Here is a 26395-nt window from a genome sequence, read left to right as displayed (position 1 = left end):
CAAACTCGATGTGCAGACGGGCGAAGTGCGGGAACAAAACGGCGAGAAGATCAGCGACGGACACCCGGCATGATCACGACCTACAGAGATCAACATCTCGAGTTTCACGGAACTCGCGACAGAGCCAAAATTCCTACCAGCGGTGTTACTTTTTAGGTATGAGCAGTCACGTAGCACCCCAGGCCGCCGAGCGTGCCGGCAAGAGATCCGTGTCGCTCGCCCAGTCATTGATCAAGGAAGTCGAGGAGCGCACCGGCAAGAACGGCTTCTCCTCCGTCGTGGCCGAAGCCCTGGAGGAATGGCTCGCCGCACAGAAGCTCCGCGAGGTCGTGACCGCCGACCGCAAGGCGTTCGGCCCCGTCTCCGCCGAAGCACGGCGGCAGGCGGAACAGGAGTGGTGAGCAAGCGCCTCAAGGTCAGGGCAAAGAGCGAGGGCACGCTCGTCCTGGACGCCCGAGGGCTTTCACTGCACGTCGACGGTGACGAGGGGATGCGCGCGCGCATCGAGGTCGCCGAGCAGAGCGGTCGGCGCGTGGCGCTGTCCGTACTGACGCCCTTGGAGGTGCGCCGAACCGGAGAAGCCGCCAAGCGACTCCAGTTCCTGCTGTCCCGGTTCGACGTGAAACCGGTCAACGACGCGGTGACAGACGCCGCGGCGAAGCTGCTGGACGCCTCGGGCCTCGACGGGCACGAATGCCTCGTGGACGCACTCGTGGTGGCCACGGCCGCGCTCTGCACTCCCCCGGTACTGCTCGTCACGTCTGACACGTCGCACATCCCGGCGCTGTGCAAGGCCTCCGAGGAGCTTCCGGGCTCACCGACGGTGAAGATCGTCAACGTCTGAGCCGCACGCGGAGAGCCCGGCCGCTCAGCTCTCCACCGAGCGGCCAGGCCTTGAACGATCAGGCTTTTGGCGCGACCTTCGAAAGGCCGTTGATGACGCGGTCCATCGCGTCGCCGCCCGTCGGGTCGGTCAGGTTGGCCAGCATCTTCAGGGTGAACTTCATCAGCACCGGGTGGCTCAGACCGCGCTGGGCCGCGATCTTCATGATCTTCGGGTTGCCGATGAGCTTCACGAAGGCGCGGCCCAGGGTGTAGTAGCCGCCGTAGGTCTCCTTGAGGACCTTCGGGTAGCTGTGCAGGGTGAGTTCGCGCAGGGCGGGGGTGGCGCGGGAGTGGGCCTGGACGATGACGTCGGCGGCGATCTGGCCCGACTCCATCGCATAGGCGATGCCCTCGCCGTTGAACGGGTTGACGAGCCCGCCCGCGTCACCGACGAGCAGCAGCCCCTTGGTGTAGTGCGGCTGGCGGTTGAAGGCCATCGGCAGGGCCGCGCCGCGGATGGGCTGCGTCATGTTCTCGGGGGTGTAGCCCCAGTCCTCCGGCATCGAGGCGCACCAGGCCTTGAGGACCTCGCGCCAGTCCAGCTCCTTGAAGGCGGAGGAGGAGTTGAGGATGCCGAGGCCGACGTTGGAGGTGCCGTCGCCCATGCCGAAGATCCAGCCGTAGCCGGGCAGCAGCCGGTCCTCGGCCCCACGCCGGTCCCAGAGCTCCAGCCAGGACTCCAGGTAGTCGTCGTCGTGGCGGGGCGAGGTGAAGTACGTACGCACGGCCACGCCCATCGGGCGGTCCTCGCGGCGGTGCAGGCCCATCGCCAGGGAGAGCCGCGAGGAGTTGCCGTCGGCGGCGACGACCAGCGGGGCCTTGAAGGTGACCTCGGTCTTCTCCTCGCCCAGCTTCGCCTTCACACCGGTGATGTGCCCGGTGCGGGGGTCGCGTACGGGCTCGCCGACGTTGCAGCGCTCGTACAGCCGGGCTCCGGCCTTCTGCGCCTGGCGGGCCAGGGTCTCGTCGAAGTCGTCGCGCTTGCGGACGAGGCCGTAGTCGGGGAAGGAGGCCAGCTCGGGCCAGTCCAACTGGAGCCGCTGGCCGCCGCCGATGATCCGCAGGCCCTTGTTGCGCAGCCAGCCGGCCTCTTCGGAGACGTCGATGCCCATCGACACGAGCTGCTTCGTGGCGCGCGGCGTCAGGCCGTCGCCGCAGACCTTCTCGCGCGGGAACGCCGTCTTCTCCAGGAGGAGGACGTCAAGTCCGGCCTTGGCCAGGTAATAAGCAGTGGTCGAGCCGGCGGGACCGGCCCCGACGACGATCACGTCCGCGGAGTGCTCGGAGAGGGGCTCGGTCACGGCGGGTCTCCCGAAGGCTCGATAAAGGGTGCCCAACGGCACAAGACATGTGCAGTCTATGCAGCGAGAGAGATCGCGATCCGAAGGGCTGCCCCCTGTGACCACCACGCCGACCCGGCCGCCGACCCGGCCCCTGCCCGTCGTCCAGCTCCGTGTGCCCACGGACGAGGACGCGCACGCCTGGCACCGGGTCTTCCGCGACCCCGATGTCATGGAGTTCCTCGGCGGACCGGCCGAGCTCTCCTTCTACGAGGAGATCACCGCGCGGCAGCGGATGCACGACGCGCGGCTCGGCTTCTGCCTGTGGACGCTGCTGGACGGGGACGGGGAGGTCCTCGGTTTCACCGGGGCTCAGCCGTGGCCGGCGGAGAAGGAGTGGGGGCCGGTCGGGGAGATCGAGATCGGGTGGCGGCTCGGTCGCTCCGCGTGGGGGCGGGGGTATGCGTATGCCGCTGCGCTGGCGACGTTGGAGCGGGTGCGGGGGGCTGGGGTTCCGGAGGTGGTGGCGATGATCGACGATGCCAACGTTCGCTCGATCGCGGTGGCGGAGCGGCTCGGGATGACCCTGGCGGAGCGCTTCCCGCTGCCCGGGGGCCGGCGCCACGCCCGCCGCTACGCGCTGACCCTCGCCCCCGAGTAACCCCCGCTGCGCGGAGCCGCCCCCCGCTCGCCGCGGCCCGGCCCCGACCGCGGGGTGCGCACCGCTGCGCGGGGCGAAGTCCCCGCAGCGACCCTCGCCGCTGCGCGGGGCGAAGTCCCCTCCCCGCCCTTCGCCCGTTCCCCGGGCTCTGCCCGGACCCCCTGGGGCTCCGCCCCGGACCCCGGCAACGGCGCCGCACACGACAACGGGTCCGGGGCGCAGCCCCGGGGAACGGGCGAAGGGCGGGTAGGGGACCCCAGCCCCGCAGGGCACCACCAGCCGCACCCGCCCACCGGGCCGCGCCCCACGCGGCAGTGGCGCCACCGCCGACCCGCCACCGCCGGACGGAGTCCGGCGCAGCGGCCCGAAGCCCGCGCAGCGGTGCGAGGGGCGCGATATTAGAAGACGCTCAGGCCCGTCAGGGTCGTGAAGCGGTCCAGGGCGGCCACCGCGGCCACCGAGTTGCCCTGGGGGTCGAGGCCGGGGCTCCACGCGGCCAGCGTGCACGCGCCGGGCACCACCGCGACGATGCCCCCGCCCACACCGCTCTTGCCGGGCAGGCCCACCCGGTAGGCGAACTCCCCCGCCGCGTCGTACGTCCCACAGGTCAGCATCACCGCGTTGACCTGCTTCGCCTCGCTGCGCGTCAGCAGCCGGGAGCCGTCTGCGCGCAGCCCGTGCCGGGCCAGGAAGCGGCCGGCCCGGGCCAGGTCGGCGCAGCTCATCTCGATGGAGCACTGCCAGAAGTAGTGCTCCAGCAGCATCGGCACCGGGTTGTCGATGTTCCCGTAGGCGGCCATGAAGTGGGCCAGCGCCGCGTTGCGGTCCCCGTGTTCCTGCTCGGAGGCGGCGACCTCCGCGTCGAAGGCGACGTCCGGGTTCTGGCTCTCCTCCCGGAGGAAGTCCAGCAGTTCGCTGCTCGCGTCGCCCGTCAGCGTCTGGAGCCGGTCGGTGACGACGAGCGCGCCCGCGTTGATGAAGGGGTTGCGCGGGATGCCGTTCTCGTACTCCAGCTGCACGAGGGAGTTGAACGGGTTGCCGGAGGGTTCCCGGCCCACCCGCTCCCACAGGCTGTCGCCGCCCTCGGCGAGCGCGAGGGCCAGCGCGAAGACCTTGGTGATGGACTGTGTGGAGAACGGCGTCTGCCAGTCCCCCACCCCGAAGACGTTGCCGTCGAGGTCGGCGATGGCCATCCCGAACTGCCGCGGGTCGACGGACGCCAGCGCCGGGATGTACTCGGCGGTGGTGCCGCTGCCGATCAGCGGGGCGATGTCGGTGGCGACCTGTTCCAGCAGTGCCTGGTAGTCCATCGGAGGGGTCCCGGGTCCGTACTACGCGTGCTTGGTGCCGCGGTGCAGGGCCACGATGCCGCCGCTGAGGTTGCGCCAGGCCACCTTGGACCAGCCGGCCTTCTGCAGCAGCGCGGCCAGCGCGGGCTGGTCGGGCCAGGCGCGGATGGAGTCGGCGAGGTAGACGTACGCGTCGGGGTTGGAGGAGACGGCGCGGGCCACCGGAGGCATCGCGCGCATCAGGTACTCGGTGTACACGGTCCGGAAGGGGGCCCACGTGGGCTGCGAGAACTCGCAGATCACGACCTGGCCGCCGGGCTTCGTGACCCGGTACAGCTCGCGCAGGGCGGCGTCGGTGTCCTGGACGTTGCGCAGGCCGAAGGAGATGGTGACGGTGTCGAAGGAGCCGTCCTTGAACGGCAGCTTCGTCGCGTCGCCGGCCGTCAGCGGGAGCCAGGGGTTGCGCTTCTTGCCCTCGCGGAGCATGCCGAGGGAGAAGTCGCAGGGCACGACGTACGCACCGGTCGCGGCGAAGGGCAGCGAGGACGTGGCCGTGCCGGCGGCCAGGTCGAGGACCAGTTGCCCGGGGCGCGCGTCGACCGCCTTGGCGACCTCCTTGCGCCACAGGCGGGCCTGCCCGAGGGAGAGGACGTCGTTGGTGAGGTCGTAGTTCGCCGCCACGCCGTCGAACATGGAGGCGACTTCGTGCGGCTGCTTGTCCAGGGAAGCGGTGGTCACTGGCGTGGGCCCCTCGGGTGCGGTGCGAATGGTTCGGCGAACGGTTCGGCAGGGTCCTGCGGACCGCCCCGCCATTCTCGCAGGCCCCCCGGGCACCGCACCGGCGGCCCGCACCGGTACGTGTGCCGCCGGCGCGACCGGGCCCGTCACCAGATGAGGACACCGCCGCCCACGGCGTCCGCCCGCCCTGCGGCATCCTCGATGATCTCCAAGCGCTCGGCGAGCGTGTCCCGGTGCTCCTCGATCGTTCGCACGGGTTCCGTACCGGCAACGATCCGCTCCAGGTTCTCGCGGAGCAGGAGGCACTCGCGCAGGAACGCGGGGACCTGCTCGGGTTCTACCCACAGCTCCGATTGCTCGGCGAGAACCGGCAGGAAGGCGGCTCCGAGCGAGCGCACCACCTCCGCGCCCCACACCCGGGTGCGCCAGCTCTCGGCACCCGCGCAATCGGAGGATCCGTCCGGAACGTCCTGCACCTGCCTCTTGCCGTCGGCACCGACAACGAAGACATCCACCGTCAAGCTCATGGGCCGAGTGGATCACAGCCTCGGCGGAGCGTTCTCGCCCGCCCCGCCCCGGTATCAGCGGCGCAGGGCCTCCGCCGGTTCGATGCGGGAGGCTCGCCAAGCGGGGTAGAGGCCGGCCAGGAGGCCCGTCAGCAGGCCGATCGCGGGGGCGGCGAGCACCGTCGCCGGGTGGATGACCGGGGTCCAGTCGCGGAACACCGCCACCAGCACCACCGTCACGCAGCCCAGCGAAGTCCCCACCAGGCCGCCGAGCGCGCCCAGCGCGGCCGACTCGGCGAGGAACTGGCCGCTGATGTGCCGGCCCCGCGCCCCCAGGGCCCGGCGCAGGCCGATCTCCCCGGTGCGCTCCAGGACCGCGACCAGCGTCGTGTTCGCGATGCCCACGGCGCCGATGATCAGGCAGATCCCGGCCAGGACGAGGAAGAGCCGGCCCAGGTCCGAGGAGACGTTGGTGCGCAGCGAGCGCGGGTCCGGCGGGGCGACGGCCTTCAGGTGTTCGGGGTGGTCGGGGCGGAGCGCCGTAGGGGCCAGCCGGGCCACCTGCTGGGCCGCGCCGAGGTCGGTGGCGATGAGCATCCGGGCGCCGTCGCCCTCCGGGGGTCCCCAGATCTCCTCGGCGGTGGTGCGCGGCACCATGACGGACAGGAGCAGGTCCGCCTTGCGCTGCACGTTGCCGACGATCCCCACCACGGTGAAGGGCTCGTCCCCGATGAACACGGCGGGCGCGGTGTCCAGCGTGGTGATGCCGAGCCGGGAGGCGACGGCCGCGCCCAGGACGGCGACCCGCTGGCGGGTGCCGGAGTGGTAGGCGTCGTAGAGCCTGCCCCGGTCGATCCGGGGAACGGCGGCCCGCAGGGCGCCCGGTGAGGCGGCGATGACGTCGATCCGCTCGCCCCGGGCGGCGTCGCCGACCGGGGCCGCGCGGACGGTCCCGTCGGCGGGCAGCCGGACCGTGTAGTAGACGCCCGCGTCCTGTACGCCGCCCAGCCGCTCGGTGCGTTCGTCCGCGTCGGCGGGGAAGCCGGGGCCGGCGAACTGGTCCTGGCTGCGGGCCACGTCCTCGACGGTGACCTCGGTGGCGCCGAGCACGCTGAAGCGGGCGTCGATCTGGGAGGAGGTCGTGGCCGTCAGCCCGAGGATGGCGACGAAGGATCCGACGCCGAGTACGGTGCCCAGCGCGGTCAGCGCCGAGCGGGCCGGGCGCTGCACCAGCCCGGCGAAGGCCTCGCCGAGGACGTCCCGCGGTGCGAGGCGGGTGGACCGCTCGGGCGCGGGGAGCGGCGGGGCCGCGCCGGCGCCCTCGGCGGCCCGGCGGCGCCGGAACGGCCCCGTAGCGAGCGGCCCCGTACCGAGCGGCCTCCTCATGAGCGGCCTCTTCATGAGCGGCCTCTTTCCGAACGGCCTCTTTCCGAACGGCCTCGTACGGCCGCCTTCCGGACCGGCGGCCGGTCGTCCTCGGCGAGCACGCCGTCGCGGATGCGGACCGTACGTCCTCCCCGGGCCGCCACCTCCGGATCGTGGGTGATCACCAGGACGGTCATCCCGTCCGCGTGCAGTTCGTCCAGGAGCTCCAGCACCGTCGCCGCGTTCTCCGTGTCCAGATTGCCGGTCGGTTCGTCGCAGAGCAGCAACGAGGGCCGGGTCACCAGGGCCCGGGCGATGGCGACCCGCTGCCGTTCGCCGCCGGAGAGCCGGGTGGGCAGGGCCTCGACGCGGTGCCCGAGGCCGACCCGCAGGAGGGCTTCGCGGGCGCGGGGTTCGCGTTCCCGGCGGGGGAAGCCGTTGTAGAGCATGGCGAGGGCCACGTTCTCCAGGGCGGACCGGTGGGAGAGGAGGTGGAAGGACTGGAAGACGAATCCGATGCGGCGGCCCCGCAGCGCCGCCCGGCCGCTGTCCCCGAGCGCCCCGGTGTCCACTCCGTCCAGCAGGTACGTGCCGGCGGTGGGGGCGTCGAGCAGCCCGGCGATGTTGAGGAAGGTGGACTTGCCCGACCCGGAAGGCCCGACGACGGTGACGAACTCGCCGCCGCGCACCACCAGGTCGCAGCCGGTGAGCGCGACGACGGGCGGCGGCCCCGGGTACGCGAGCCCGACCCCCCGGAACTCGATGACCACCCGGCCGCGGCCGGTACCCGCCGGGGTCACGGCTTCTTCCCTCCGGCGGCCCCGCTCAGGCCGGGGTTGACCCCGGTGACGACGTTGTCCCCCTCGGCGAGTGCGCCGGCCGCGGTCGGCTTCACCTCCACGTAGCCGTCGCCCGTCGTGCCCGCCTGGACCTCCACCTGCCGCCGCTTCCCCGCGGAATCGACGACGGACACGCTGGTGCGCCCGTCCGCGCCCGCCGAGACCGCGCTCACCGGGACCACCAGCCCGTCGCCGGAGGTCGCCGCCGCCTCCACGGTCAGCCGTACGTCCTGTCCCGCGAGCGCGGGGTCCAGCGGGCTGTCGGGCTCCACGACCATGGCGTAGCCCGGTGCTCCCGGCGGGGCCTGCTGCTGGCCCTCCCCGGTACCGCCCTGCGGCTGCGCGGGCGGGGCCGCGGCCGTGTCGGCCACCGAGGTGACCTTGGCCGTGGCCGTCACCCCGCTGACCTCGGACCTGATCTCCACCCGCTGGCCCGCCCGGACCAACCCCTTCTGGTGTTCCTGGAGTTGCCCCCGCACCACCAGCGCCCCCGCGGACAGCGTCAGCGCGGGACCGGTTGCCACGGAGCCGACCCGGGTGTTCACCGTGGTGATCCGCGCGGGGAAGCCCTCCAGGAACACGACCTCCCCGGCCGGGAGCATCGGGCCCGCGACCTCCTGCGCCTCGGTCAGCTCGCGCCGCGCCTTGGCCAGGTCCTCCTCGGCCCGGCGCACGGCCCGCGAGGAACCCGGGTTCGCGACCGGATCCGAGACGGGATCCGAAACCGGCCCCGAGAGCGGCCCCGACACCGAGGAGTTCACCGCGGAGTTCACCGCCGAGCCGGCCCCGCCGCCCTTCGCCCCGCCGCCCTTCGCCCCGCCGCCCTTCGCCCCGCCGGGCTTGCCCTCCGCCGCCGCCCCGGCCCGTACGTCCTCCAGGGTCCGCCGGGCCGCCGTCACCGCCTCCTCCGCCGCCTCCACCGCCTCTCCGCCGTCGGCGAGCGCGGGCAGCGCGTCGTAGCCGATCGAGCGGTAGAAGGCGGTGAGCGCCGTCTTGGTGCCGGCGCCGAAGGTCCCGGCCTTGTCGCCGCCCGTCGGGTGTCCCCGCCCGGCCAGCGCCTGCTGGAGCTGTTTGACGTCCTCCCCGGTGGCCCCCGGCTTGAGGTCCCGGTACACGGGCAGCTTGCCCGGCAGTACGAACACCGGCCGCCCCGAGACCTCCAGCAGGACCCGCCCGGCCTCCACCGGAGTCCCGGCGACGGCCGCCACTTTGGTGACCACCGGCGCCGCCCCGCCCTCGGCCCGCGCGGTCGGCGTGACCTGCACGGTCTGGGTGGCGGTCGCGGTGCCGCGCAGGATCACGGTGTCGCGGAGCACCCGTTTCTCGACCCGGGCCACCAGGACGTCCATCGGCGGCGGCCCCGCGTCGGCCGCCACCTGCGCCGGTGACTTGATCAGCGCCGAGGCCCCGACTCCGGCGCCCGCGAGCAGGACCGCCCCGCCGGCCACCGCGAAGACCCACCTACGGTGCTTCGCGCTCATCCACCCACCACGCCCGAGGACGAACCCGCCGGGACCTTGTCGGCGCACGCGCGGAGGGCGGCCGCGGCCTTCGGGTCGGTCTTGAGCCCGGCGTCGACCCCGGAGTCACCGGTGACCGGGTCGGGGTCGGGGAAGTCCGCGGCCCCGTTCGCGCGCATGCACGCGGCGAACTCCTTCGCCTTCGCGAGCGTCGCCGCGTCCACCGAGGGCCGCACCCGCTTGGCCGCGCAGGCCGTCTCGGCCTCCCGCACCTTGGCGGGGTCGGCCTTGGCCGGGTCCACGACCTGCACCCCCGAGGGGGTGTCCTTCATCGGCAGTCCCTGGTCCTTCAGGCAGGCGAAGAAGGCCGCCAGTTTGGGATCGGCTGCGTCCTTGGCGGTCGGGTCCGGTGCGACGGCCGTCGCCGTACCGGTCCCCGTGGCTCCGGACGGGGCGGCGGCCGGGCCGCCCGGCTCTCCCCCCGAGCAGCCGGACACCAGGAACACCACCGACATCAGGGACGCCAGGGACAGCAGCACGGGCGACGACGGCACGGGCGACGACGGCGCCGGCGCGGACCGGACGCGTGAAGATGACACAGGAAATCGACCCCTTCGTACGCTCCCGCCGCGAGCCGGCTCCGGAGCGGGCGCCGTACGGCACAGGGCGCCTCCGCCTACACCGTAGGAGCCACCCACCCCAGACGTAACTGGCCCGAAGGCTAGTTGTCCGGGTGGCCGGGACCCCGTTGACTTCAGGCCGGTCCGCTGGGCCCGAGCATCTGCCGGTCCGGTGTCTGCAGGCACCCGACCCCGGTACCCACGCTTCCCACGCTCTTCACGGAAAGGCACAGATATGCGTTCTCGCATCGTCATGCGCGCCGCCGTCACAGCAGCTCTCGCCCTGTCCGCCGTAGGCCTCTCGCTCGGCTCGGCCACCGCCGCCGAGAAGGACGGCTGGATCACGTCCGGCGAGTTCGGTCTCTTCTGCTTCCAGAACCAGGGCAACTCGGTGTTCGACCTCGTCCTCGACGACGTCAACTTCGCCAACGACTACTTCAAGGGCTCGCAGTCCTGCGCGGGTCACACCACCAACGACTACACGGAGTCCTACCGCAATCTGGACTCGTTCACCTGGGACGTCTACACCAACTGGAACCGCGGCGGCTCCCACGGGACGATCCCCGCGGGCTACGCGGGCAACGCCAGTGCCACCTTCAAGAACGCCATCTCCTCGGCGTACTGGGTCCGCTGACACCTCTTCACCGCTGCCGCGTCTTCATCCGCGCGCCCACATCGTCTCATCTCCCACCGGAGCCCTCATGCCCTTCTCCCGCCGCCTGTTGCGACCCCTCGGCGTCGCCTTGTTGCCCCTGGCCCTGGCGGGGTGCGGCGGCTCGGACCCGGGCGGCGGCCCGGACGCGGAGGAGCCCTCGACCGGCGCCGTTCCGACCCTGCCGGCCAGCGCCGACCTCCGCTTCCCGCTCGACGCGTACGTACCGACCGGGGAGCAGAACTCCCAGCTGGCGAAGGCCCAGGACAGGCTGGTCGACCAGTGCATGCAGCGCTACGGGTTCCGGTACGAGTCCCCGCGCGCCGGGTCCGTGGCGCAGCCGCGCGACGAGAGCAGGCGCTACGGGCTGTCCGACGCCTCGGTCGCCACGCGCTACGGCTACAACAACCCGGTGCTGGAGAACCGTCCGCCCAAGCCCGCGCCCAAGCAGCTCGGACCGAACGAGAAGCTCTTCCTGAACGGCGAGGAGCAGGTCGATCCCGCGAAGCCCATCCCCATGAGCCAGGAGGAATCCGAGAAATCGGGGCTGGGCTCCCTCACGGTCGACGGAAAGAAGGTTCCGTCGGGCGGCTGCATGCGGGAATCGTTCCTCAAGCTCTACGCACCGGTGAAGAACTCCGTGGACATCATGGTCCCGCAGAACTTCGGATTCGACGCCTACGGACGTTCCCGGCAGGACAGCCGGGTCGGAAAGGCGATCAAGGAATGGTCCGCGTGCATGGCGGAAAAGGGCTATCAGACCGACAACCCGGTGAGCCCCGAGCTGGGATTCAACGACGCCACCCTCGGTTCTCCGCAGGCGGTCACCGCAGCCCAGCAGGACGTGGCCTGCAAACAGCGCACCAATCTGGTGGGCATCTGGTTCACGGTCGAAGTCGCGTACCAGAAGCGGCTGATCGAGCAGAATGCCGAAGTACTGGCCCTGGCCAAGACACAACTGGAAGAGCGGATGCGACTCGCCGCCCAGCTCACCTCCACCTGATCCACGACGCCCGCACAACGCTTCGACGCCACGCGGCACGACTCGGCGCCGCGCGACCCGACCCGACTCGGCTCTGACATGACGAAACACCGTTCCGCCCACCGCCGTTCCGCCCGCCGCCGGCCCGCACGGCTGGTGCTGCCGCTCGCGCTCTGCTCGGGGGCGGCCGTCGCGGCGGCCGTGGCGGGGCTCCTGCCCCAGCCCGACGCGCCCCGCCCGGACCTCTCCGCCCCGCGGCCGCCGCCGTCCGGGCAGACGACCGCGCTCGAACCCCCGCCCATATCCCCGTCCATACCGGCGCCCCCGCCCACGCCCACGCCCGAGCCCCCGCCTTCGCCGACGCCCGCCCCGAACCCCCCGGCCGTCCCGGAGACCGGGCCCGGCACCTTCCGGGCCTCCGCCGTCTCGGGCCCCCGCCACGGTTCCGGCCCGGTACGGCGCTACCGGGTCGAGGCCGAGGACGGCTCCGGCGTCGATCCGGACGAGGCCGCCCGCGCGGTGGACGCCGTACTCGGCGACCCGCGCGGCTGGACCCGCGACCCGCGGTACGCGTTCCGGCTGACCGCGTCCGGCCCGGTGGAGTTCACGGTGCGCATCGCCACCCCGGCCACCACGGACCGGCTCTGCCAGGTGGTGACCCCGGAGCTGAAGGGGGAGACGAACTGCCGCAGCGGACACCAGGTGATCGTCAACCTGCGGCGCTGGCAGCTCGGTTCGCCCCAGTTCGACGGGACCGCGGCCGAGTACCGGGCACTGATCGTCAACCACGAGGTGGGCCACGAGCTGGGCCGCGGCCACGAGACCTGCCCCGGCCCGGGGCTGCCCGCGCCGGCGATGATGCAGCAGCTCAAGGGGCTGCTGGGCTGCCGGCCCAACGCCTGGCCGTTCGACGCGCGCGGGAATTACGTGAGAGGTCCTCTCGTCCCTTGATCGACCGCCCCCACCGGATCGTCACAGTTCTGACCGAAACCCGCCATTCCCCCCTCTGGCCCCGCAGTTACAATGAAAAATCGATCGAAACATCTCGGGGGGGGATCATGGAAATCGACAACGGCATGAGCATCAGTCTGCCCAGCCGCTTCGAGTCCGGACCAGCGGCCGGGCCGGAGTGCGGAGCCGAGTCCGGACCACAAGGGGAAATTCAGCTCACGCGCCAAGAGTCGGTCGTATTCATGAATTTATGCACGGGCGCGAGCAACTCGGAGCTCGCGGAGAAGCTCAGCCTGTCCGTCGGCACCGTGAAATTCCACGTGTCCAATATCCGCGAGAAGCTCGGCGGGCTCAGCCGCCTCCAGATCTGTCTCCTGTCCGCGCTCGCCCAGACCGACTCCGCGGAGCTCAGCGACGACGGTGGAGCAGCCTGCCGCCGATGACCGTGGCCACACAGCTCGTCGGGCCCTCCACCAGCAGCTCCGCCGGACCGGACACCGCGAAGACCGCGAACCGCGCCGGGGCGCCCGGCTCCAGGACTCCGTGGAAGGCCTCCTCGGCCGCGGTCCGGCCGGCGAGCGGGTCCAGGGAGGCCGGACCCGCGTAGGGCGCGGGCGGAACGACGGTGAGCCCGGAGCGGACCACCGCCGTCCGGACGGCCGGGCTGGTGAAGCGGCCGGCCACCGCGACCACCCCGCGGGCGAGCAGCTTCTGCGTGCCGCGCCGCGCGCTGTTGCCCCAGCGCGGCTCGGTCATCTTCAGGTCCGCCAGCGCCGCGGCGCCGCTGATCGGTTCGCCCCCGAGCTCGGTGATCTCGTACGGGTCGTCCGGGTAGTACGTGCGCTCCAGCAACTCGTCGCCGCCGCGCACCAGCAGCCCCGGGGTCAGCACCCCCGGCCAACTGCGGGCGCGGGCGTGCGGATAGGCCGCGGCGAGCTCCTCGTACGGGCCCACCCGGGCGATGCGGTCCCCCTCGACCAGGACCGCGCCGCCGGGCAGCGGCGCGGCTCCGGCACCGGTCCCGGTGGGACCGGTGACGAGGAGTTCGGCGGTGTGGATCGTCAGCACGGGCGCGTCAGTTCGAGGAGATGAGCTTCAGCTCGGGGTGGGCCGTGCCGCCCTCGATGGCGGTCGAGGAGATGTGCGAGACCACGCGGTCGTCGACCGGGTCGTTCGCCGGGTCCTCGTGCACGAGGAGGTGCTCGTACGTCGTGGCGCGCTGCGCCGGGACGCGGCCCGCCTTGCGGATGAGGTCGATGATCTCCATGCGGTTGGAGCGGTGCTTGGCACCGGCCGAGGAGACCACGTTCTCCTCCAGCATGATCGAACCGAGGTCGTCGGCGCCGTAGTGCAGGGAGAGCTGGCCCGCCTCCTTGCCGACCGTCAGCCAGGAGCCCTGGATGTGGGCGATGTTGTCGAGGAAGAGCCGCGCGATGGCGATCATGCGCAGGTACTCGAAGACCGTCGCCTGGGTCCGGCCCTTGAGGTGGTTGTTCTCGGGCTGGTAGGTGTACGGGATGAAGGCGCGGAAGCCGCCCGTGCGGTCCTGCGTCTCGCGGATCATCGCGATGTGCTCGATGCGCTCGGCGTTGGTCTCGCCGGTGCCCATGAGCATGGTGGAGGTGGACTCCACGCCCAGCTTGTGGGCGATCTCCATGATCTCCAGCCAGCGCTCGCCGGACTCCTTGAGCGGGGCGATCGCCTTGCGCGGCCGCGCCGGGAGCAGCTCGGCGCCGGCGCCCGCGAAGGAGTCGAGACCCGCGGCGTGGATGCGCTGGATGGCCTCCTCCGCCGACACCTTGGAGATCCGGGCCATGTGCTCGACCTCGGACGCGCCGAGGGAGTGGATGACCAGCTGCGGGAAGTCCTTCTTGATGGCGGAGAAGTGGTGCTCGTAGTACTCGACGCCGTAGTCCGGGTGGTGGCCGCCCTGGAACATGATCTGCGTGCCGCCCAGCTCGACGGTCTCCGCGCAGCGGCGCAGGATGTCGTCGAGGTCGCGGGACCAGCCCTTCTTCGCGTCCTTGGGGGCCGCGTAGAAGGCGCAGAACTTGCACGCCGTCACGCACACGTTGGTGTAGTTGATGTTGCGCTCGATGATGTACGTCGCGATGTGCTCCGTACCGGCGTAGCGCAGCCGGCGGGCCGCGTCGGCGGCCTGGCCCAGCGCGTGCAGCGGCGCGTGGCGGTAGAGGTCGAGCGCCTCTTCCTGGGTGATCCGGCCCCCGGCGGCGGCTCGGTCGAGGACTGACTGGAGAGCGGCCTGGTCGGTCACCGGTGCGTCACCTTTCGGCTGGGTCGTTCGGCGGGGTCGTTCGCCCGGCGTTCGGCTGTGTCAAGGCTCCGGACCGATCCAGCCTACGCCAGCCCCTCCGGCTCCCGGTCTGGCCCCCTGCGGAATGTCCCGAAGAGCCCGGGTCCCGGACACGCCCCGGGAACCCGCCCGCGAACCGGCTCACTGAACCCCCAGACCCAGGCCCGCGTAGATCACGCCCGCGAGGGCGCCGCCGGCCATGAACGGGCCGAAGGCGATCGGGCTCCCGCGCTCCGCCCGGCGCAGGGCGAGCCGGGCGTACCCGTGCACGGTGGCCGCGGCGAACGCGGCGAAGGTGCCCGCGATCAGCTCGAACCACCCGTACCAGCCCAGGACCTGCCCCACGGTCAGGGCCAGGGTGACGTCGCCGAATCCCATGCCGGGCGGGTAGATCACATGGAGGACGAGGTACACGGACCCGAGGACGACTCCCCCCAGCAGCGCGCGCGTCCAGGATCCGCCGGTACCCGTGAACAGGGCGGCCACTCCGAGCGCGGCCGCGGTGGTGGCGGCCAGCGGCAGGGTCAGTACGTCGGGCAGCCGGTGCACGGCCTGGTCGACGAAGCAGAGCAGGACGGTGATCGGCGCCAGCAGCAGCCAGGCGGCCAGCTCGGGCCGCGCCCCGACTCCGGCCCCGAGGGCGAGACAGACGAGGGTGGTGGCCAGCACGGCCCCGGCGGCGGGCGCGTAGCCACCGCGCCACCGGCCCGCGGGCCCGCACCCGGGGCACACCGCACGGCCCAGCCAGCCTCCGGCGGGGCCGGTCAGCGGGTGGCCGGCCGGGCAGGCCGAGCGCCGGGGCAGGCCCGCCTCGACGGAGAGGCGGTAGGCGGCCCGGGGCAGGAGGAGTCCCGTCGCCGCGCCCCAGAGCGTGATCCCGGCCACGAACAGCGTGATGCCCACGTCAGCCCGCCACCGCTGCTCGGCGGCCCGGAGCGGCCGCCCGTTCCCGGTTCCTCATCCCACGCCCCCGCCCCGCACCCCGTGACCTGGCGACGCACGCTAGCAGCGGCCACGGGCGCCCTCAAGGACTGTGGATACGCCACCGGGCACCCCTCAGGAACCGGCCGCGCCCATGGGCTCGAACCCGGCCAGCATCCGTTCCAGAGCCTGCTGGTCCGGGCCCACGAAGGGGTCGAGGCCCGGGGCTAGGCCCACCGTCTCGATCATCCGGGCGATGAGCCCGATCCCGGCGGCCGGCGGCAGGTGGGTGGAGAGCACGAGCTCGGGATCCATGTCCTTGATCGGCTGGACCGTGGCGAGGAACTTCTCCCGGTCGGCGACGGCCGCCCAGGGGCTGTCCACAGAAGCCCAGAACAGCTGCCCGGCCCGCAGGTCCTCGGGCCCGACCGCCCCGGCGTCGCCGCCGGCCGCGAGGTCTCCGTCCGGGAGGGGCGAGCCGAAGCAGTCGGAGCTGAAGCAGGCCCGCGACCGGTCGTCGTAGAAGCCCACGGTCGCCGGGTTGTCGAAGAGGGGCGGCCGGAAGGCGGTGAGCGAGCGGTCGCCCACGTCGAGCCGTTGGCCGGGATTAAGGAAGTAGACCCGGTCCATCGGCAGCGGCCGTTCCGTGGTCATCTCGCCCGCGCCGAGGAACGTGGTCACCACGCGGGCCCCGGGGGCCGCCTCCAGCAGGGCGAAGATCCCGCCGGTGTGGTCCCGGTCCGGGTGCGTCAGCCAGATCCACCGCACGTCGGCGGGGTCGATGGCCTCGGACAGGGTCTTCAGGAAGTCCCGGTCGGGCAGGCCGAGGCCGGTGTCGACGACCACGGGCTCCCGGGCCTGCAGGACGAAGGCGTTGACCGGGATGAAACCGACGCCGGGCACTTCGAGGGCGTCCCCGAGGACCGTGATGTCCCGGCCGATCGTGCGTGTGGTCATGGCGAAGCTCCCGCGGCCCCCTGGGTGAGCACGCTCGCGACGTCCCCGGGGCTTCCCCCTGCCCCCTTCATCGTGTCCCCGGGCGTCCCCGCCCGCACGCCCGCGCGGGGACGGCGAAGGGGACGGCGAAGGAGACGGTGAAAGGGACGGTGAAAGGGAAACGCATTCCCGGTGAACAGCGGGCATTCACCTTTCCCGGCTTTTCCGCTCTACGGAAAGCCTGGAAAGGCGAATTCCGGCATAAGCCGCGCTAATGACCCGGCACGCCCACCGGCAGGAGCTCCACGTTCACGTCGGGCGCATAGCCCGTCGTCAGTCCCGTCCGCCGCGCGAATTCGCGTACGCCGGCCAGTTGGTCGGGGCCGAAGCGGAAGTCGAGCGTCGTGAAGTAGCGCTCCAGCAGTTCCGCGTCGAAGGCCTCCCAGCGGGCCGCCTGCTCGGCCACCTTGCCGACCTCCTCCAGGGACACGTCCCGGGAGGCGAGGAAGGCCTCGTGGACCTTCCTCACGACCTCCGGCTCACGCTCCAGGTACTCCTTGCGGGCGGCCCAGACGGCGAAGACGAACGGCAGTCCGGTCCACTCCTTCCACATCGCCCCCAGGTCGTGGACGGCGAGCCCGAGCCGGGGCGCGTCGTGCAGCGAGGCCCGCAGCGCGGCGTCGCCGATCAGCACCGCCGCGTCCGCCTCCTGCATCATCAGGCCCAGGTCAGGCGGGCAGGTGTAGTAGTCGGGCCGCACCCCGTACTTCTCCGCGAGCAGCAGCTGGGCCAGGCGTACGGACGTTCGTGAGGTGGATCCCAGGGCGACGCGGGCGCCGTCGAGCCGGTCCAGGGGGACCTGCGAGACGATCACGCAGGACATGACGGGGCCGTCGCAGCCGACCGCGAGGTCGGGGAAGGCGACGAGCTCGTCCGCGTTGCGGAGGAACTCCACGAGGGTGATGGGACCGATGTCCAGGCCGCCCTGGACGAGGCTCGCGCTGAGCTTCTCCGGGGTGTCCTTGGTCAGCTCCAGGTCCAGCAGCGTGCCGGTTCTGGCCAGCCCCCAGTAGAGGGGCAGGCAGTTCAGGAACTGAATGTGGCCGACACGGGGCCGGCTGCGGTAGGCGTCCACATCGCGAGACTAGCCCCCATGTCTCCGTCAGCCGTCTGGCGGGTCTCAAACGTCCGAGTGACGTGATCTTTCCCTCTGGTCTCGGCCGCAGGGTGCGTGCTAGGCTCGACGCAAGTTGCAGTTTGGTTTCCCTTGCAGTACGAGGCCTGCGGAGAATGTGACCCGCAGGCTTTTGTAGTTTTCAGACTTCTTAGCAGGTTCTGGAGCAGGGCGACCCTTTGGCCCATAGGAGGGCTCATGGCTACCGGAACCGTCAAGTGGTTCAACGCTGAAAAGGGCTTCGGCTTCATCGCCCAGGACGGCGGCGGCCCGGATGTCTTCGTCCACTACTCCGCGATCAACGCCGCCGGCTTCCGCTCCCTTGAGGAGAACCAGCTGGTGAACTTCGACGTCACGCAGGGTCCGAAGGGCCCGCAGGCGGAGAACGTCACCCCGGCGAACTAGTCGCCTGGGCCAACCAATCGCGGTTGGATATGCAGTACCCAAGGAGCCCTGTCTTCTCTGCGCGAGCAGAGTCGACGGGGCTCCTGCCTTTTGCCCCGGCCTGATCGGCACGCCACGCCCTAGGACGAGGTGATCCGGTACGTGAGGTGCGTGACCTGCGGGGAGTCGACCACCCGCGTGGGCACGAGGCCGAGACCGGGTGAGACCCCGTCGAAGAGCCGGACGCCCGAGCCGAGCACGATCGGGGCGAGGTGGATCTGGAGTTCGTCCAGCAGCCCGGCGCCGAGGTACTGCCGTACGACGTCCGCACCGCCGGAGACCTGCACGTCCTTGCCCCCCGCGGCCTCGCGGGCCCGGGCCAGCGCGCTGTCGATGCCCTCGGTCACGAAGGTGAAGGTGGTGCCGCCCTGCCGCACCCACGGTTCGCGCGGGGTGTGGGTGAGGACGAAGACGGGGGCGCGGAAGGGCGGCGGGTCCGGCCAGCCGGCCTCTCCTTCGGCGAACATCTGCCGCCCCATGACGTAGGCGCCCGCGCGGGAGAAGTTCTCCTGGACGATGGCGTCGTCCTGATTGGCCTCCCCGCCCTTGATGCTCTGGCGCTCCCGCCAGCTTTCGACGCCGAAGACCCATGCGTGGATGCGCATGCCGCCGTCGCCTAGCGGGTTGTCGGGAGAGGAGCCGAGGCCTGCGATGAAGCCGTCCAGGGACATGCCCAGGCTGGCGAAAACCTTGCTCACGCCTGCACCCCGGCGGTGAAGAAGCCGGTCAGGACGGGGGCGAGGAGCTGCGGGTCGATGGTGTGCTCCTGGCCGGGGAAGACGTGCAGGGCGAAGTTGTCGGCCAGTGCGGCGAGCTCGCGAGCGCCGTCCAGCATGTGCGGTGCGCCCGCGTCCCCGCTGCCGACGAGGACGGGCACGGTCACGGACCGCCAGCGGTCGGCGGGCAGCGGGCGGCCGGACATGGTGTCGCCCATGACCTGCCCGTCGTAGGGCAGGGTGCGGGCGGTGGCCTCCATGCCGGCCCAGAAGGGGGCCTGGCGCATTCCGGCGACGGCCTCGGCGGGCATGCCCACGGCCGCGGTCATGAAGTAGGCAACCGCGTCGCCGTACGCCCCCCGCCGCACGAGCTCCGTCAGGTGGGCGACGTAGTCGGCCGGCAGCGGCGGGCGGCTGTCGTCGGTGATGAAGGGCGGTTCGTACACGGCCAGCCGCGAGACGGCGCTGCCCCGGGCCACGGCCTCCAGGGCCAGCACGGCACCGGAGGACATCCCGAACAGCATGGCCTCGCCGCCCGCCTGCCCGATCAGCGCGTCCAGGTCCTCGATCTCGCGCTGGACCTCGTACGCCGCACCGTCCCCGCTGTCGCCGCGACCCCGGCGGTCGTAGGTGATCACGGTGCAGTGGTCGGCCAGCAGCGCGGCGAGTGCGGCGGAATCACCGCGCGTCATGAAAGCGCCGCCTACGAGGATCACGGCCGGTCCCGAGCCCTGCTGCTCGTAGGCGATGGCCGTGCCGTCTGCGGAGAACACCTTGTCCATGGGAAACCACTCCAAATGTCTGCGCGGTACGCGGGGCCGAACGCCCTGCGCTCTGGAACTAGACCGTACAGTACTCACATGAGTACTGATCAGTCCAGTACTGTTCTGGGAGACACGAGACGGATCGAGAGGATGTCGGTGATGGACAGCCGTTCAGCGCGCAAGCACGAGGCGATCCTGGAGGCCGCGACCAGCGTCTTCCTGGAAAAGGGGTACTCCGGGACGAGCATGGACGACATCGCGAAGCTGGCCGCGGTGTCCAAGCAGACCGTCTACAAGCACTTCGCGGACAAGGAGAAGCTGTTCGCCGAGATCGTCCTGGCCACCACCGACCGCATCGACGGCATGGTCGACCTGGTGGCCGGCGTACCCGCCGACGCCGAGGGCCTGGAAGAGAACCTGACCCGTCTCGCCCGGCGGTTCCTGGAGGCCCTCACCCAGCCCCAGGTGATCCAGCTGCGACGCCTGATCATCGCCAACGCCGACACGTTTCCCGAGGTGGGCGCCGCCTGGTACGAGCAGGGCTTCGAGCGGGTCCTGGCGACCCTGGCGGCCACCTTCGGGCGGCTCGCCGACGAAGGGCTGCTCAAGACCGACGACCCCGTGCTGGCCGCCCACCACTTCGCCGGCCTGCTGCTGTGGATCCCGGTGAACCGGGCCATGTTCCACGGCAGCGCCCAGCACACCGATGCCGACCTCGACCGCTACGCCGCCGGCGGCATCCGCGCGTTCCTCGGCGCCTACCGGGCATGAGGCCAGGACCCCCGGGATCGTTCCCGGGGGTCCTGGACCTGCGTGTCGAGCGGTACTAGCTCTGCCGGGTCGGCTGCCCGGTCACCGGCGGCTCCGTCACGGGACCTCGGTGACGGGAGGCTCGGTGACCGGGGGCTCGGTGACCGGCGGCTCGGCCGCGGTGACGGTGATGTCCAGGAAGAGGACCACCTGGTCCGAGATCCGCACGCGGAGCGTGTACGTGCCCGCGGCGACACCCGTGGTGGACAGCTCCGGCAGGGCGATCCTGCCGTCCACGGCGGTCGCCGGGAGCGCCAGCTCCGTCAGCTTCTTGCCGTCCTTGTCCAGGAAGTACGGGGTCTCCCCCGCCTTGGCCGGGTCCGCGGGGACCCACTTCCCGTCCGCGTCCTTCGCGCCGAGCCCGGCCGTGGCCTTGGCCCCGGCGACCGGCTTGTCCTTCGCCGTCGCCAGGAACTGCACGCCCTTGATCCCGGTCCCGGCCTCCGCGGTGAGCGGCTTGCCGGCGTTCGCGTCGCTGCGGACCAGCTCGTCCGCCTCCGGGACGGGTACCGGCTTGGCCGGGGTGACCTTGCCCGCGATGCTCACGGAGACCTCGACCGAGGCGGCGTAGCCCGTGGCGCGCAGGGTGAAGGCGCCCGCCTTGCTGCCCGCCTTCAGCTGCGGAACCCTGACCAGGCCCTTGGCGTCGGTGCGCAGGACCGCGAAGTCCTTGCCGTCGGCCGCGAAGACGGTGCGGCCGGTGGTGTCGTCGTCGACCGAGATCACGATCACCTGGTCGACGGCCGGCATGCCGTCGGTCAGCACCGCCTTGATGAGCGGAGTGTGCGGGAACTGGGTCCCGGCCTCGGCCGTGAGCTCGGCCGTGCCGATCCGGACCAGCTTGTCCAGGGTCGGGGTGGGCGTCGGCGTCGGGGTGGGGGTCGGCGTGGGGGTCGGCGTCGGCGTGGGAGTCGGCGTCGGGGTCGGGGTCGGCGTGGGCGTCGGGGTGGGAGTCGGCGTCGGCACGGGGGTAGGCGTCGGCAGGTACGGCGGGTTCGGCGTCGGGTAGTTGCCCGGCGGCGGGTTCGGCACCGGGGTCGCGCCCTGGCCGGCCTGGTACTGCCGCATGTAGCCGAGCACCGTGTTCACGTACTCGCGCGACCTGTTGTAGCTGAGGACCGCCTTGTCGAGGTCGCCCGCGTCGGAGAGGTTGCGCTGCCCCGCGCAGAGGTAGAGGCCCGCACCCAGCGCCGCGTCGTAGATGTTGTTCGGGTCGCGCTTGCCGTCGGCGTTGCCGTCGGCGCCCCAGGTCGACCAGGTGGAGGGGATGAACTGCATCGGGCCGATCGCGCGGTCGTACTCGGCGTCCGCGTCCCACTCGCCCTTGTCGGTGTCCCTGATCTCGGCGAAGCCGTTGCCGTCCAGGCGCGGCCCGCGGATCGGCTTCTCGGTGTACCCGTCCGCCTTCAGCCCGTAGCCCGAGGCGTGCACGGACTCCACCCTGCCTATGCCCGCGAGCAGTTGCCAGGGGAGGCGGCAGCCGGGGAGCGCGGCGGCCACCGAGATCTCGGCACGCTTGTAGGCGTCGAGGGCGGTCGCGGGTATGCCGGCGGTGGCCCCGTCGGGGCTGGCGGCGCCGGGGGGCGCCGGCGGCGGGTCGGCGACCAGGTCCGGGAGGTCCAGCCGGGCGTCACCGCGATCGGCGGCCTGGGGGCTGTCGGGGGTCGGCTCGGCTTCTCCTGCGCCCGCGATCGGTGTGTTGGTCACGACCGCGGCAGTGGTCAGGCTGGCCGCGAGGGCGGCCGTGCACATGACTTTGCGCGAGGTGTTGACGAGGTGACGGTGAAGTGGCTTCACAGTGCGGCGATCCCCCCAGAGCGGCGGCCGATCCAGGCCCCCGTAAAACGTAAAAAGTCGTATAACGCTCCGCACGCCCCGAACACCTTCGTGCGGACGGCCGATCGGGCCGTGGAGGTTAAGTGTCTATCAGTTCTTCGCACGCGACTCGCCGCCGCCCCGGGAGATGTGTCCCACCCTTCGCCTGACCTTCACGGGACCTTGTCCCGAAACGGACAAAGGACTTACGCCTCTGCCCGATTCGCACCAATGGCACCTACTTGACCGCTCTACGATCTTTACCCTTGGGGAATGGCAAGCAGCAAGAAGGACCAGCGGCGCGAGGCCCGCGACCGGATGCGCGAGGAGCGCGAGGCCCGGGCCCGGCGCGAGAAGCTGCGCGGGCGCGTGCTGATCGGCGGCGCGCTGGTCGCCGTACTGGCCCTCGCGGTCGGCATCGGCGTGTACGCGGCGAACTCCTCGGACTCCGGCGACGAGGCCGCCGGCAAGCCCTTCGTCCAGCCGGCCAACACCACCGGCAAGGACGGGATCGTCATCCCGTACGGCAAGGCCGACGCGAAGAACGTCCTCTCCGTCTGGCTCGACCCGCGCTGCCCCTACTGCGCGGGCGTGGAGATCGGCCTCGGGAAGACCATCAAGGAGCAGGCGGACGCGGGCACGTACCGCGTCGAGTACCACTTCGCCACGTTCCTGGACAAGGCGCTGGGCGGCGGCAAGGGCTCCAAGCGGGCGGTCAACGCGCTGGGCGCCGCGGTGAACGAGAGCCCGGAGAAGTTCATGGAGTACCTCCAGGTGCTCTACAAGAACCACCCGGAGAAGGAATCCGACGACAAGTTCGGCTCCACGGCCACCCTGCTGGACCTCGCGGAGCAGGTCCCGGGCCTGCGGACGCCCGCCTTCAACAAGGCGGTCAAGGAACTCACCTACATGCCGTGGGTCGAAAAGGTCGGCCAGGCCTTCTACGACCAGGACATGAAGGGCACTCCGGACGTCTCCATCGACGGCACCAAGCTCACGGTGAACTCCGGCAAGGGGATCGACTCGATCACCCCGGACGAGTTCAAGAAGCTGATCGCCGACAACCTGAAGTAACCCGTCTTGGGCGAAAGCTCCGTGCGCACCGCCGCGCGGAAGTACGTTCGTCAGGGGCTCGTCGGGGGCCGCGTACGAGGGATCCGGGGAGCACGGCGGACCCGGGGAGCACGGGGGTGGGCGGGGTGCTGGCGGAATCGTTGGCGGCGTTGGCCGCGGTTGGGGGCACCGCAGTGGTGCAGGCCGCGACGACGGACGCCTGGACGGAGCTGCGCGACCGGGTCGCGCAGTGGTTCGGGCGCGGCGACGGCGGGCGGGAGCGCGTGCAACTGGAGCGCTTGGACCGCACCGCGGCCGAACTCGCGGCCGGCGGCGGCTCGGAGCAGGAACGGGAACAGGAACGGAGCCTTCAGGCGAGGGCGTGGCAGACCCGCATCGAGGATCTCTTGGAAGGCCTGGCCGACGACACGGAGCGGGAGCAGGCCGCCGCCGAGCTGCGCGCCCTGCTGGAGGACACCGCGGCGGCCCGCGGGGTCGCCGCCGGAGCCGGCGGAGTCGCCGCCGGGCGGGACGTCACCGTGACGGCCGAGGGCGGATCGATCGCGGCGGCCGTGCTGCACGGAGGCGCGCACATCGGCCCCCCTCCCGTGCCGGATCCGTCCCGGGGCTGACCGGACCGGCGTTCTCAAGCCCTCCCGACGGCACACCGCCCGTCGGCAGTGTGCGGGTCCAGGCCGGGCAGGGCAGCCTGGCGGCGTACCGCGTCGACCACGTCACCTACCAGGCCGCTCCCGCTCCCCGGCCTGCCGTCTCCTGGCCGCACCAGGTCGGGGTGATCCCCCGCCGGGCCGGTTCGTTCCAGGACCGGGCCGAGGTGCACCGCCTGCGCTCCGCCGTGGAGGGCGGGGGTACGGCCGTGGTCTGCCAAGTCCTGGCCGGGATGGGCGGGGTGGGCAAGACCCAGCTCGCGGCCGACCATGCCCGCCACGCCTGGGCCGACGGGCAGGTCGACCTGCTGGTGTGGGTCACCGCCGCCACCCGCCAGGCCGTCATCGACGCCTACGCCCAGGCCGCCGCCGACGTCCTGCACGCGGACCCCGCCGACCCGGAGCGGGCCGCGAAGGCGTTCCTGGCCTGGCTCGAACCCGCGCCCGGGCGGCCCCGGTGGCTGATCGTCCTGGACGACGTCGCCGACCCGGCCGACCTGCGCGACCTGTGGCCGCCTGCCCATCTACACGGCCGGACCCTGGTCACCACCCGCCGCCGCGACGCCGCCCTCGCCACCCACGGCCGGCTGGTCCCGGTGGGCCTGTTCACCCCGGCCGAAGCCACGGCCCACCTGGAGCACGCCCTGGCCGCCCAGGGGCGCCGCGAACCCGAAGCGAACCTCGCCGCCCTGGCCCGGGACCTGGGTCACCTGCCGCTCGCCCTGTCCCCGGCCGCCGCCTACCTCACCGACACCCACATCACGGTCGCCCGCTACCGCGCCCGCCTCGCCGACCGCGCGCGCCACCTGGCCGACCTGCTCCCCGAGCCCGGCTGCCTCCCCGACGACCAGTCGGCTCCCGCGGCCGCCGCCTGGGCCCTGTCCGTGGACCGTGCGGACGAGCTCCGCCCGGCGGGCCTGGCCCGACCCATGCTCCAACTCGCCGCGATGCTCGACCCGAACGGGATCCCGCACGAGGTCCTGACCGGCGATCCGGCCCTCAGCTACCTCACGGCCCACCGGGCGTTCCTGCACCGCCACAGCACCGACCCGGAAACCCCCGCGGTCACCGAGGAGGACGCGACCGGCGCGCTACGGGCGCTCCACCGGCTGAGCCTGATCGACCACTCCCCCGAAGAGGCCCACCAGGCCGTACGCGTCCACCAGATCGTCCAACGGGCCGTCCGCGACCCGCTCTCCCCCGATCACCGGGACCTGCTCGCCCGAGTTGCGGCAGATACCCTGGCCGCAGCCTGGCCCGACACCGAACGCGACACCGGCCTGGCCAGCGCCCTGCGCGCCAACACCACCGCCCTGATCGCGTGTGCCGAGGGCGCCCTGCTCCAGCGTTCCGTCCACCGGGTGTTGTACCGCCTGGGGGAAAGCCTCGGGCAGTCCGGGCAAGTGGCTGCCGCCATCCACTACCTCCAGCACCTCTCGGACACCGCCACCCACTACTTGGGCACGGACCACCCCAGCACTCTCACCAGCCGGTCCAACCTCGCCCTCTGGCGTGGGGACGCTGGGGACATCGCTGGGGCAGCGGAGGCATTCGCCCTCCTGCTGGAGGACCGACTGAGGGTTCTGGGTACCGACCATCCCAACACCCTCAGCACGCGTTCCAACCTAGCCACCTTGCAGGGGAGGTCGGGGGATGCGACCGGGGCCGCTGCCTCGTTCGGTGCCCTGTTGGACGACCAATCGAAGGTCCTGGGCCAGGACCATGCCGCCACCCTCATAACCCGGAACAACCTCGCCTTCTGGCTCGGAGAGGCTGGGGATGCGACCGGGGCCGCTACCGCCTTCGGTGCCCTGTTGGAGGACTACCTGCGGGTCCTAGGCCCGGACCACCCCAACACCCTCACCACCCGTAACAACTTGGCGAGCTGGCGTGGGATCGCCGGTGATCCGGCGGGGGCCGCTGCCGCATTCGCAGCCCTGCTGGAAGACCACCTGCGCGTGCTGGGACCGGACCACCCCGACACCCTCGCCACCCGGAGCAACCTTGCCCACATGCGGGGCGAGGTTGGAGATGCGACCGGGGCCGCTGCCTCGTTCGGCGCCTTGTTGGAGGACTACCTGCGAGTCCTGGGACCGGACCACCCCGACACCCTCGCCACCCGGAACAACTTGGCGAGCCGGCGCGGGAGGGCGGGTGATCCGGCCGGGGCCGCTGCCGCGTTTCGTGCCCTGTTGGAGGACTACCTGCGGGTCCTAGGCCCGGACCACCCCAACACCCTCGCCACCCGCAACAATCTCGCCCACATGCGGGGCGAGGCCGGGGATCCGACCGGGGCCACAGGCGAAATCGCCGCCCTACTGGAGGACCACCTGCGCGTGCTGGGACCGGACCACCGCCACACCCTCGCCACCGGGAACAGCCTCGCCAACATGCGGGGCGAGGCCGGGGATCCGACCGGAGCCGCCGCCGCACTCACCATGCTGCTGGAGGACCACCTGCGCGTGCTGGGACCGGAGCATCCACAGACCCTCACCACCCGGGCCTATCTCGCCCACTGGCGCCGGGAGGCCAGCGAGCGATGACCGCCGCCG

28 protein-coding genes are annotated in these 26395 nt (G+C 72.0%); 12 read left to right on the top strand and 16 right to left on the bottom strand.

The genetic code is table 11. The features are described 5' to 3' along the window. The first annotated feature begins 158 nt into the window (after positions 1-158). Together AC061S_RS33515 and AC061S_RS33510 are read left to right on the top strand one after the other, a co-directional pair. Positions 159-401 carry a hypothetical protein gene (locus AC061S_RS33515; RefSeq protein ID WP_383452376.1) on the top strand — a complete coding sequence of 81 codons (243 nt, stop codon included), beginning with the start codon at positions 159-161 and terminating at the stop codon, positions 399-401. Beyond that, the gene (locus AC061S_RS33510) at positions 398-844 is read left to right on the top strand and encodes a PIN domain-containing protein (RefSeq protein ID WP_478689641.1); all 447 of its coding nucleotides are present in this window, start codon (positions 398-400) and stop codon (positions 842-844) included. The genes AC061S_RS33515 and AC061S_RS33510 overlap by 4 nt, the downstream gene beginning before the upstream one ends. 58 nt (positions 845-902) lie before the next feature. Here AC061S_RS33510 and AC061S_RS33505 read toward each other — a convergent pair whose 3' ends face one another. Further along, entirely contained in the window at positions 903-2186 is a 1284-nt protein-coding gene (locus tag AC061S_RS33505) for a geranylgeranyl reductase family protein (RefSeq protein ID WP_478689640.1), read from the bottom strand. 97 nt (positions 2187-2283) lie between these two features. Between AC061S_RS33505 and AC061S_RS33500 the strand changes: the two genes are divergently transcribed. Then, a complete protein-coding gene (locus tag AC061S_RS33500) occupies positions 2284-2826 on the top strand; it encodes a GNAT family N-acetyltransferase (RefSeq protein ID WP_478689639.1) in 543 nt (180 codons plus the stop codon). 398 nt (positions 2827-3224) lie between these two features. On the opposite strand, the gene AC061S_RS33495 is transcribed toward AC061S_RS33500, so the two are convergent. The 7 genes from AC061S_RS33495 to AC061S_RS33465 all read right to left on the bottom strand — a co-directional run bounded on the left by AC061S_RS33495 (position 3225) and on the right by AC061S_RS33465 (position 9562). Continuing rightward, the gene (locus AC061S_RS33495) at positions 3225-4136 is read right to left on the bottom strand and encodes a glutaminase (RefSeq protein ID WP_478689638.1); all 912 of its coding nucleotides are present in this window, start codon (positions 4134-4136) and stop codon (positions 3225-3227) included. Positions 4137-4157: 21 nt separating this feature from the next. Next, on the bottom strand, positions 4158-4853 hold the full coding sequence (locus AC061S_RS33490) for a demethylmenaquinone methyltransferase (protein WP_478689637.1): 696 nt from the start codon (positions 4851-4853) through the stop codon (positions 4158-4160). Between the two features lie 146 nt (positions 4854-4999). After that, entirely contained in the window at positions 5000-5380 is a 381-nt protein-coding gene (locus AC061S_RS33485; protein WP_478689636.1) for a hypothetical protein, read from the bottom strand. A 54-nt stretch (positions 5381-5434) separates the two neighbouring features. Beyond that, on the bottom strand, positions 5435-6760 hold the full coding sequence (locus AC061S_RS33480) for an ABC transporter permease (RefSeq protein WP_478689635.1): 1326 nt from the start codon (positions 6758-6760) through the stop codon (positions 5435-5437). After that, positions 6757-7524: an ABC transporter ATP-binding protein gene (locus tag AC061S_RS33475; RefSeq protein ID WP_478689634.1), complete on the bottom strand. Its 768-nt coding sequence runs from the start codon at positions 7522-7524 to the stop codon at positions 6757-6759. The genes AC061S_RS33480 and AC061S_RS33475 overlap by 4 nt, the downstream gene beginning before the upstream one ends. After that, positions 7521-9044, bottom strand: coding sequence for an efflux RND transporter periplasmic adaptor subunit (locus AC061S_RS33470; RefSeq protein ID WP_478689633.1), 1524 nt, complete (start codon positions 9042-9044; stop codon positions 7521-7523). Before AC061S_RS33470 ends, AC061S_RS33475 begins: the two co-directional genes overlap by 4 nt. Beyond that, positions 9041-9562: a hypothetical protein gene (locus tag AC061S_RS33465; protein WP_478689632.1), complete on the bottom strand. Its 522-nt coding sequence runs from the start codon at positions 9560-9562 to the stop codon at positions 9041-9043. The genes AC061S_RS33470 and AC061S_RS33465 overlap by 4 nt, the downstream gene beginning before the upstream one ends. A gap of 316 nt (positions 9563-9878) precedes the next feature. Between AC061S_RS33465 and AC061S_RS33460 the strand changes: the two genes are divergently transcribed. From AC061S_RS33460 to AC061S_RS33445, 4 genes are all read left to right on the top strand, one after another. Beyond that, positions 9879-10277 carry a hypothetical protein gene (locus AC061S_RS33460; protein WP_478689631.1) on the top strand — a complete coding sequence of 133 codons (399 nt, stop codon included), beginning with the start codon at positions 9879-9881 and terminating at the stop codon, positions 10275-10277. Between the two features lie 67 nt (positions 10278-10344). Further along, positions 10345-11298, top strand: coding sequence for a hypothetical protein (locus AC061S_RS33455; RefSeq protein ID WP_478689630.1), 954 nt, complete (start codon positions 10345-10347; stop codon positions 11296-11298). Positions 11299-11376: 78 nt separating this feature from the next. Then, positions 11377-12228 carry a DUF3152 domain-containing protein gene (locus AC061S_RS33450; RefSeq protein WP_478689629.1) on the top strand — a complete coding sequence of 284 codons (852 nt, stop codon included), beginning with the start codon at positions 11377-11379 and terminating at the stop codon, positions 12226-12228. Beyond that, positions 12225-12671, top strand: coding sequence for a response regulator transcription factor (locus AC061S_RS33445; RefSeq protein ID WP_478689628.1), 447 nt, complete (start codon positions 12225-12227; stop codon positions 12669-12671). Before AC061S_RS33450 ends, AC061S_RS33445 begins: the two co-directional genes overlap by 4 nt. Here AC061S_RS33445 and AC061S_RS33440 read toward each other — a convergent pair. The 5 genes from AC061S_RS33440 to AC061S_RS33420 all read right to left on the bottom strand — a co-directional run bounded on the left by AC061S_RS33440 (position 12637) and on the right by AC061S_RS33420 (position 17534). Then, complete coding sequence (locus tag AC061S_RS33440; RefSeq protein ID WP_478689627.1) at positions 12637-13296, bottom strand: imidazolonepropionase-like domain-containing protein; 660 nt, start codon at positions 13294-13296, stop codon at positions 12637-12639. The two genes, AC061S_RS33445 and AC061S_RS33440, sit on opposite strands and share 35 nt — an antisense overlap. A gap of 7 nt (positions 13297-13303) precedes the next feature. After that, complete coding sequence (gene mqnC / locus AC061S_RS33435) at positions 13304-14503, bottom strand: cyclic dehypoxanthinyl futalosine synthase (RefSeq protein WP_478689626.1); 1200 nt, start codon at positions 14501-14503, stop codon at positions 13304-13306. 180 nt (positions 14504-14683) lie between these two features. Next, complete coding sequence (locus tag AC061S_RS33430; protein ID WP_478689625.1) at positions 14684-15445, bottom strand: prepilin peptidase; 762 nt, start codon at positions 15443-15445, stop codon at positions 14684-14686. A gap of 153 nt (positions 15446-15598) precedes the next feature. After that, entirely contained in the window at positions 15599-16420 is an 822-nt protein-coding gene (locus AC061S_RS33425) for an MBL fold metallo-hydrolase (protein ID WP_478689624.1), read from the bottom strand. A 250-nt stretch (positions 16421-16670) separates the two neighbouring features. Next, positions 16671-17534: a menaquinone biosynthetic enzyme MqnA/MqnD family protein gene (locus tag AC061S_RS33420; protein ID WP_478689623.1), complete on the bottom strand. Its 864-nt coding sequence runs from the start codon at positions 17532-17534 to the stop codon at positions 16671-16673. A 237-nt stretch (positions 17535-17771) separates the two neighbouring features. Between AC061S_RS33420 and AC061S_RS33415 the strand changes: the two genes are divergently transcribed. Beyond that, on the top strand, positions 17772-17978 hold the full coding sequence (locus AC061S_RS33415) for a cold-shock protein (RefSeq protein ID WP_398417652.1): 207 nt from the start codon (positions 17772-17774) through the stop codon (positions 17976-17978). A 119-nt stretch (positions 17979-18097) separates the two neighbouring features. On the opposite strand, the gene AC061S_RS33410 is transcribed toward AC061S_RS33415, so the two are convergent. Beyond that, a complete protein-coding gene (locus tag AC061S_RS33410) occupies positions 18098-18715 on the bottom strand; it encodes a dihydrofolate reductase family protein (RefSeq protein ID WP_478689622.1) in 618 nt (205 codons plus the stop codon). Next, a complete protein-coding gene (locus AC061S_RS33405; protein ID WP_478689621.1) occupies positions 18712-19515 on the bottom strand; it encodes an alpha/beta fold hydrolase in 804 nt (267 codons plus the stop codon). The genes AC061S_RS33410 and AC061S_RS33405 overlap by 4 nt, the downstream gene beginning before the upstream one ends. A gap of 141 nt (positions 19516-19656) precedes the next feature. On the opposite strand from AC061S_RS33405, the gene AC061S_RS33400 reads away from it, so the two are divergent. Beyond that, the gene (locus AC061S_RS33400) at positions 19657-20268 is read left to right on the top strand and encodes a TetR/AcrR family transcriptional regulator (protein WP_478689620.1); all 612 of its coding nucleotides are present in this window, start codon (positions 19657-19659) and stop codon (positions 20266-20268) included. 96 nt (positions 20269-20364) lie between these two features. On the opposite strand, the gene AC061S_RS33395 is transcribed toward AC061S_RS33400, so the two are convergent. Beyond that, entirely contained in the window at positions 20365-22104 is a 1740-nt protein-coding gene (locus tag AC061S_RS33395; RefSeq protein ID WP_478689619.1) for a lytic transglycosylase domain-containing protein, read from the bottom strand. Between the two features lie 291 nt (positions 22105-22395). Here AC061S_RS33395 and AC061S_RS33390 point away from each other — a divergent pair, with 291 nt between their 5' ends. The 3 genes from AC061S_RS33390 (at position 22396) to fxsT (ending at position 26386) form a co-directional block, all read left to right on the top strand. Continuing rightward, entirely contained in the window at positions 22396-23196 is an 801-nt protein-coding gene (locus AC061S_RS33390) for a thioredoxin domain-containing protein (protein WP_478689618.1), read from the top strand. 173 nt (positions 23197-23369) lie between these two features. Further along, positions 23370-23807 carry a hypothetical protein gene (locus AC061S_RS33385; RefSeq protein ID WP_478689617.1) on the top strand — a complete coding sequence of 146 codons (438 nt, stop codon included), beginning with the start codon at positions 23370-23372 and terminating at the stop codon, positions 23805-23807. A gap of 50 nt (positions 23808-23857) precedes the next feature. Then, entirely contained in the window at positions 23858-26386 is a 2529-nt protein-coding gene (gene fxsT, locus AC061S_RS33380) for an FxSxx-COOH system tetratricopeptide repeat protein (protein WP_478689616.1), read from the top strand. The last annotated feature ends 9 nt before the right edge of the window (positions 26387-26395 follow it).

It is taken from the genome of Streptomyces sp. CA189, from assembly GCF_056428985.1.
Note: the sequence above shows the minus strand (reverse complement) of the source record. Positions and strands in the feature narration are given on the sequence as shown.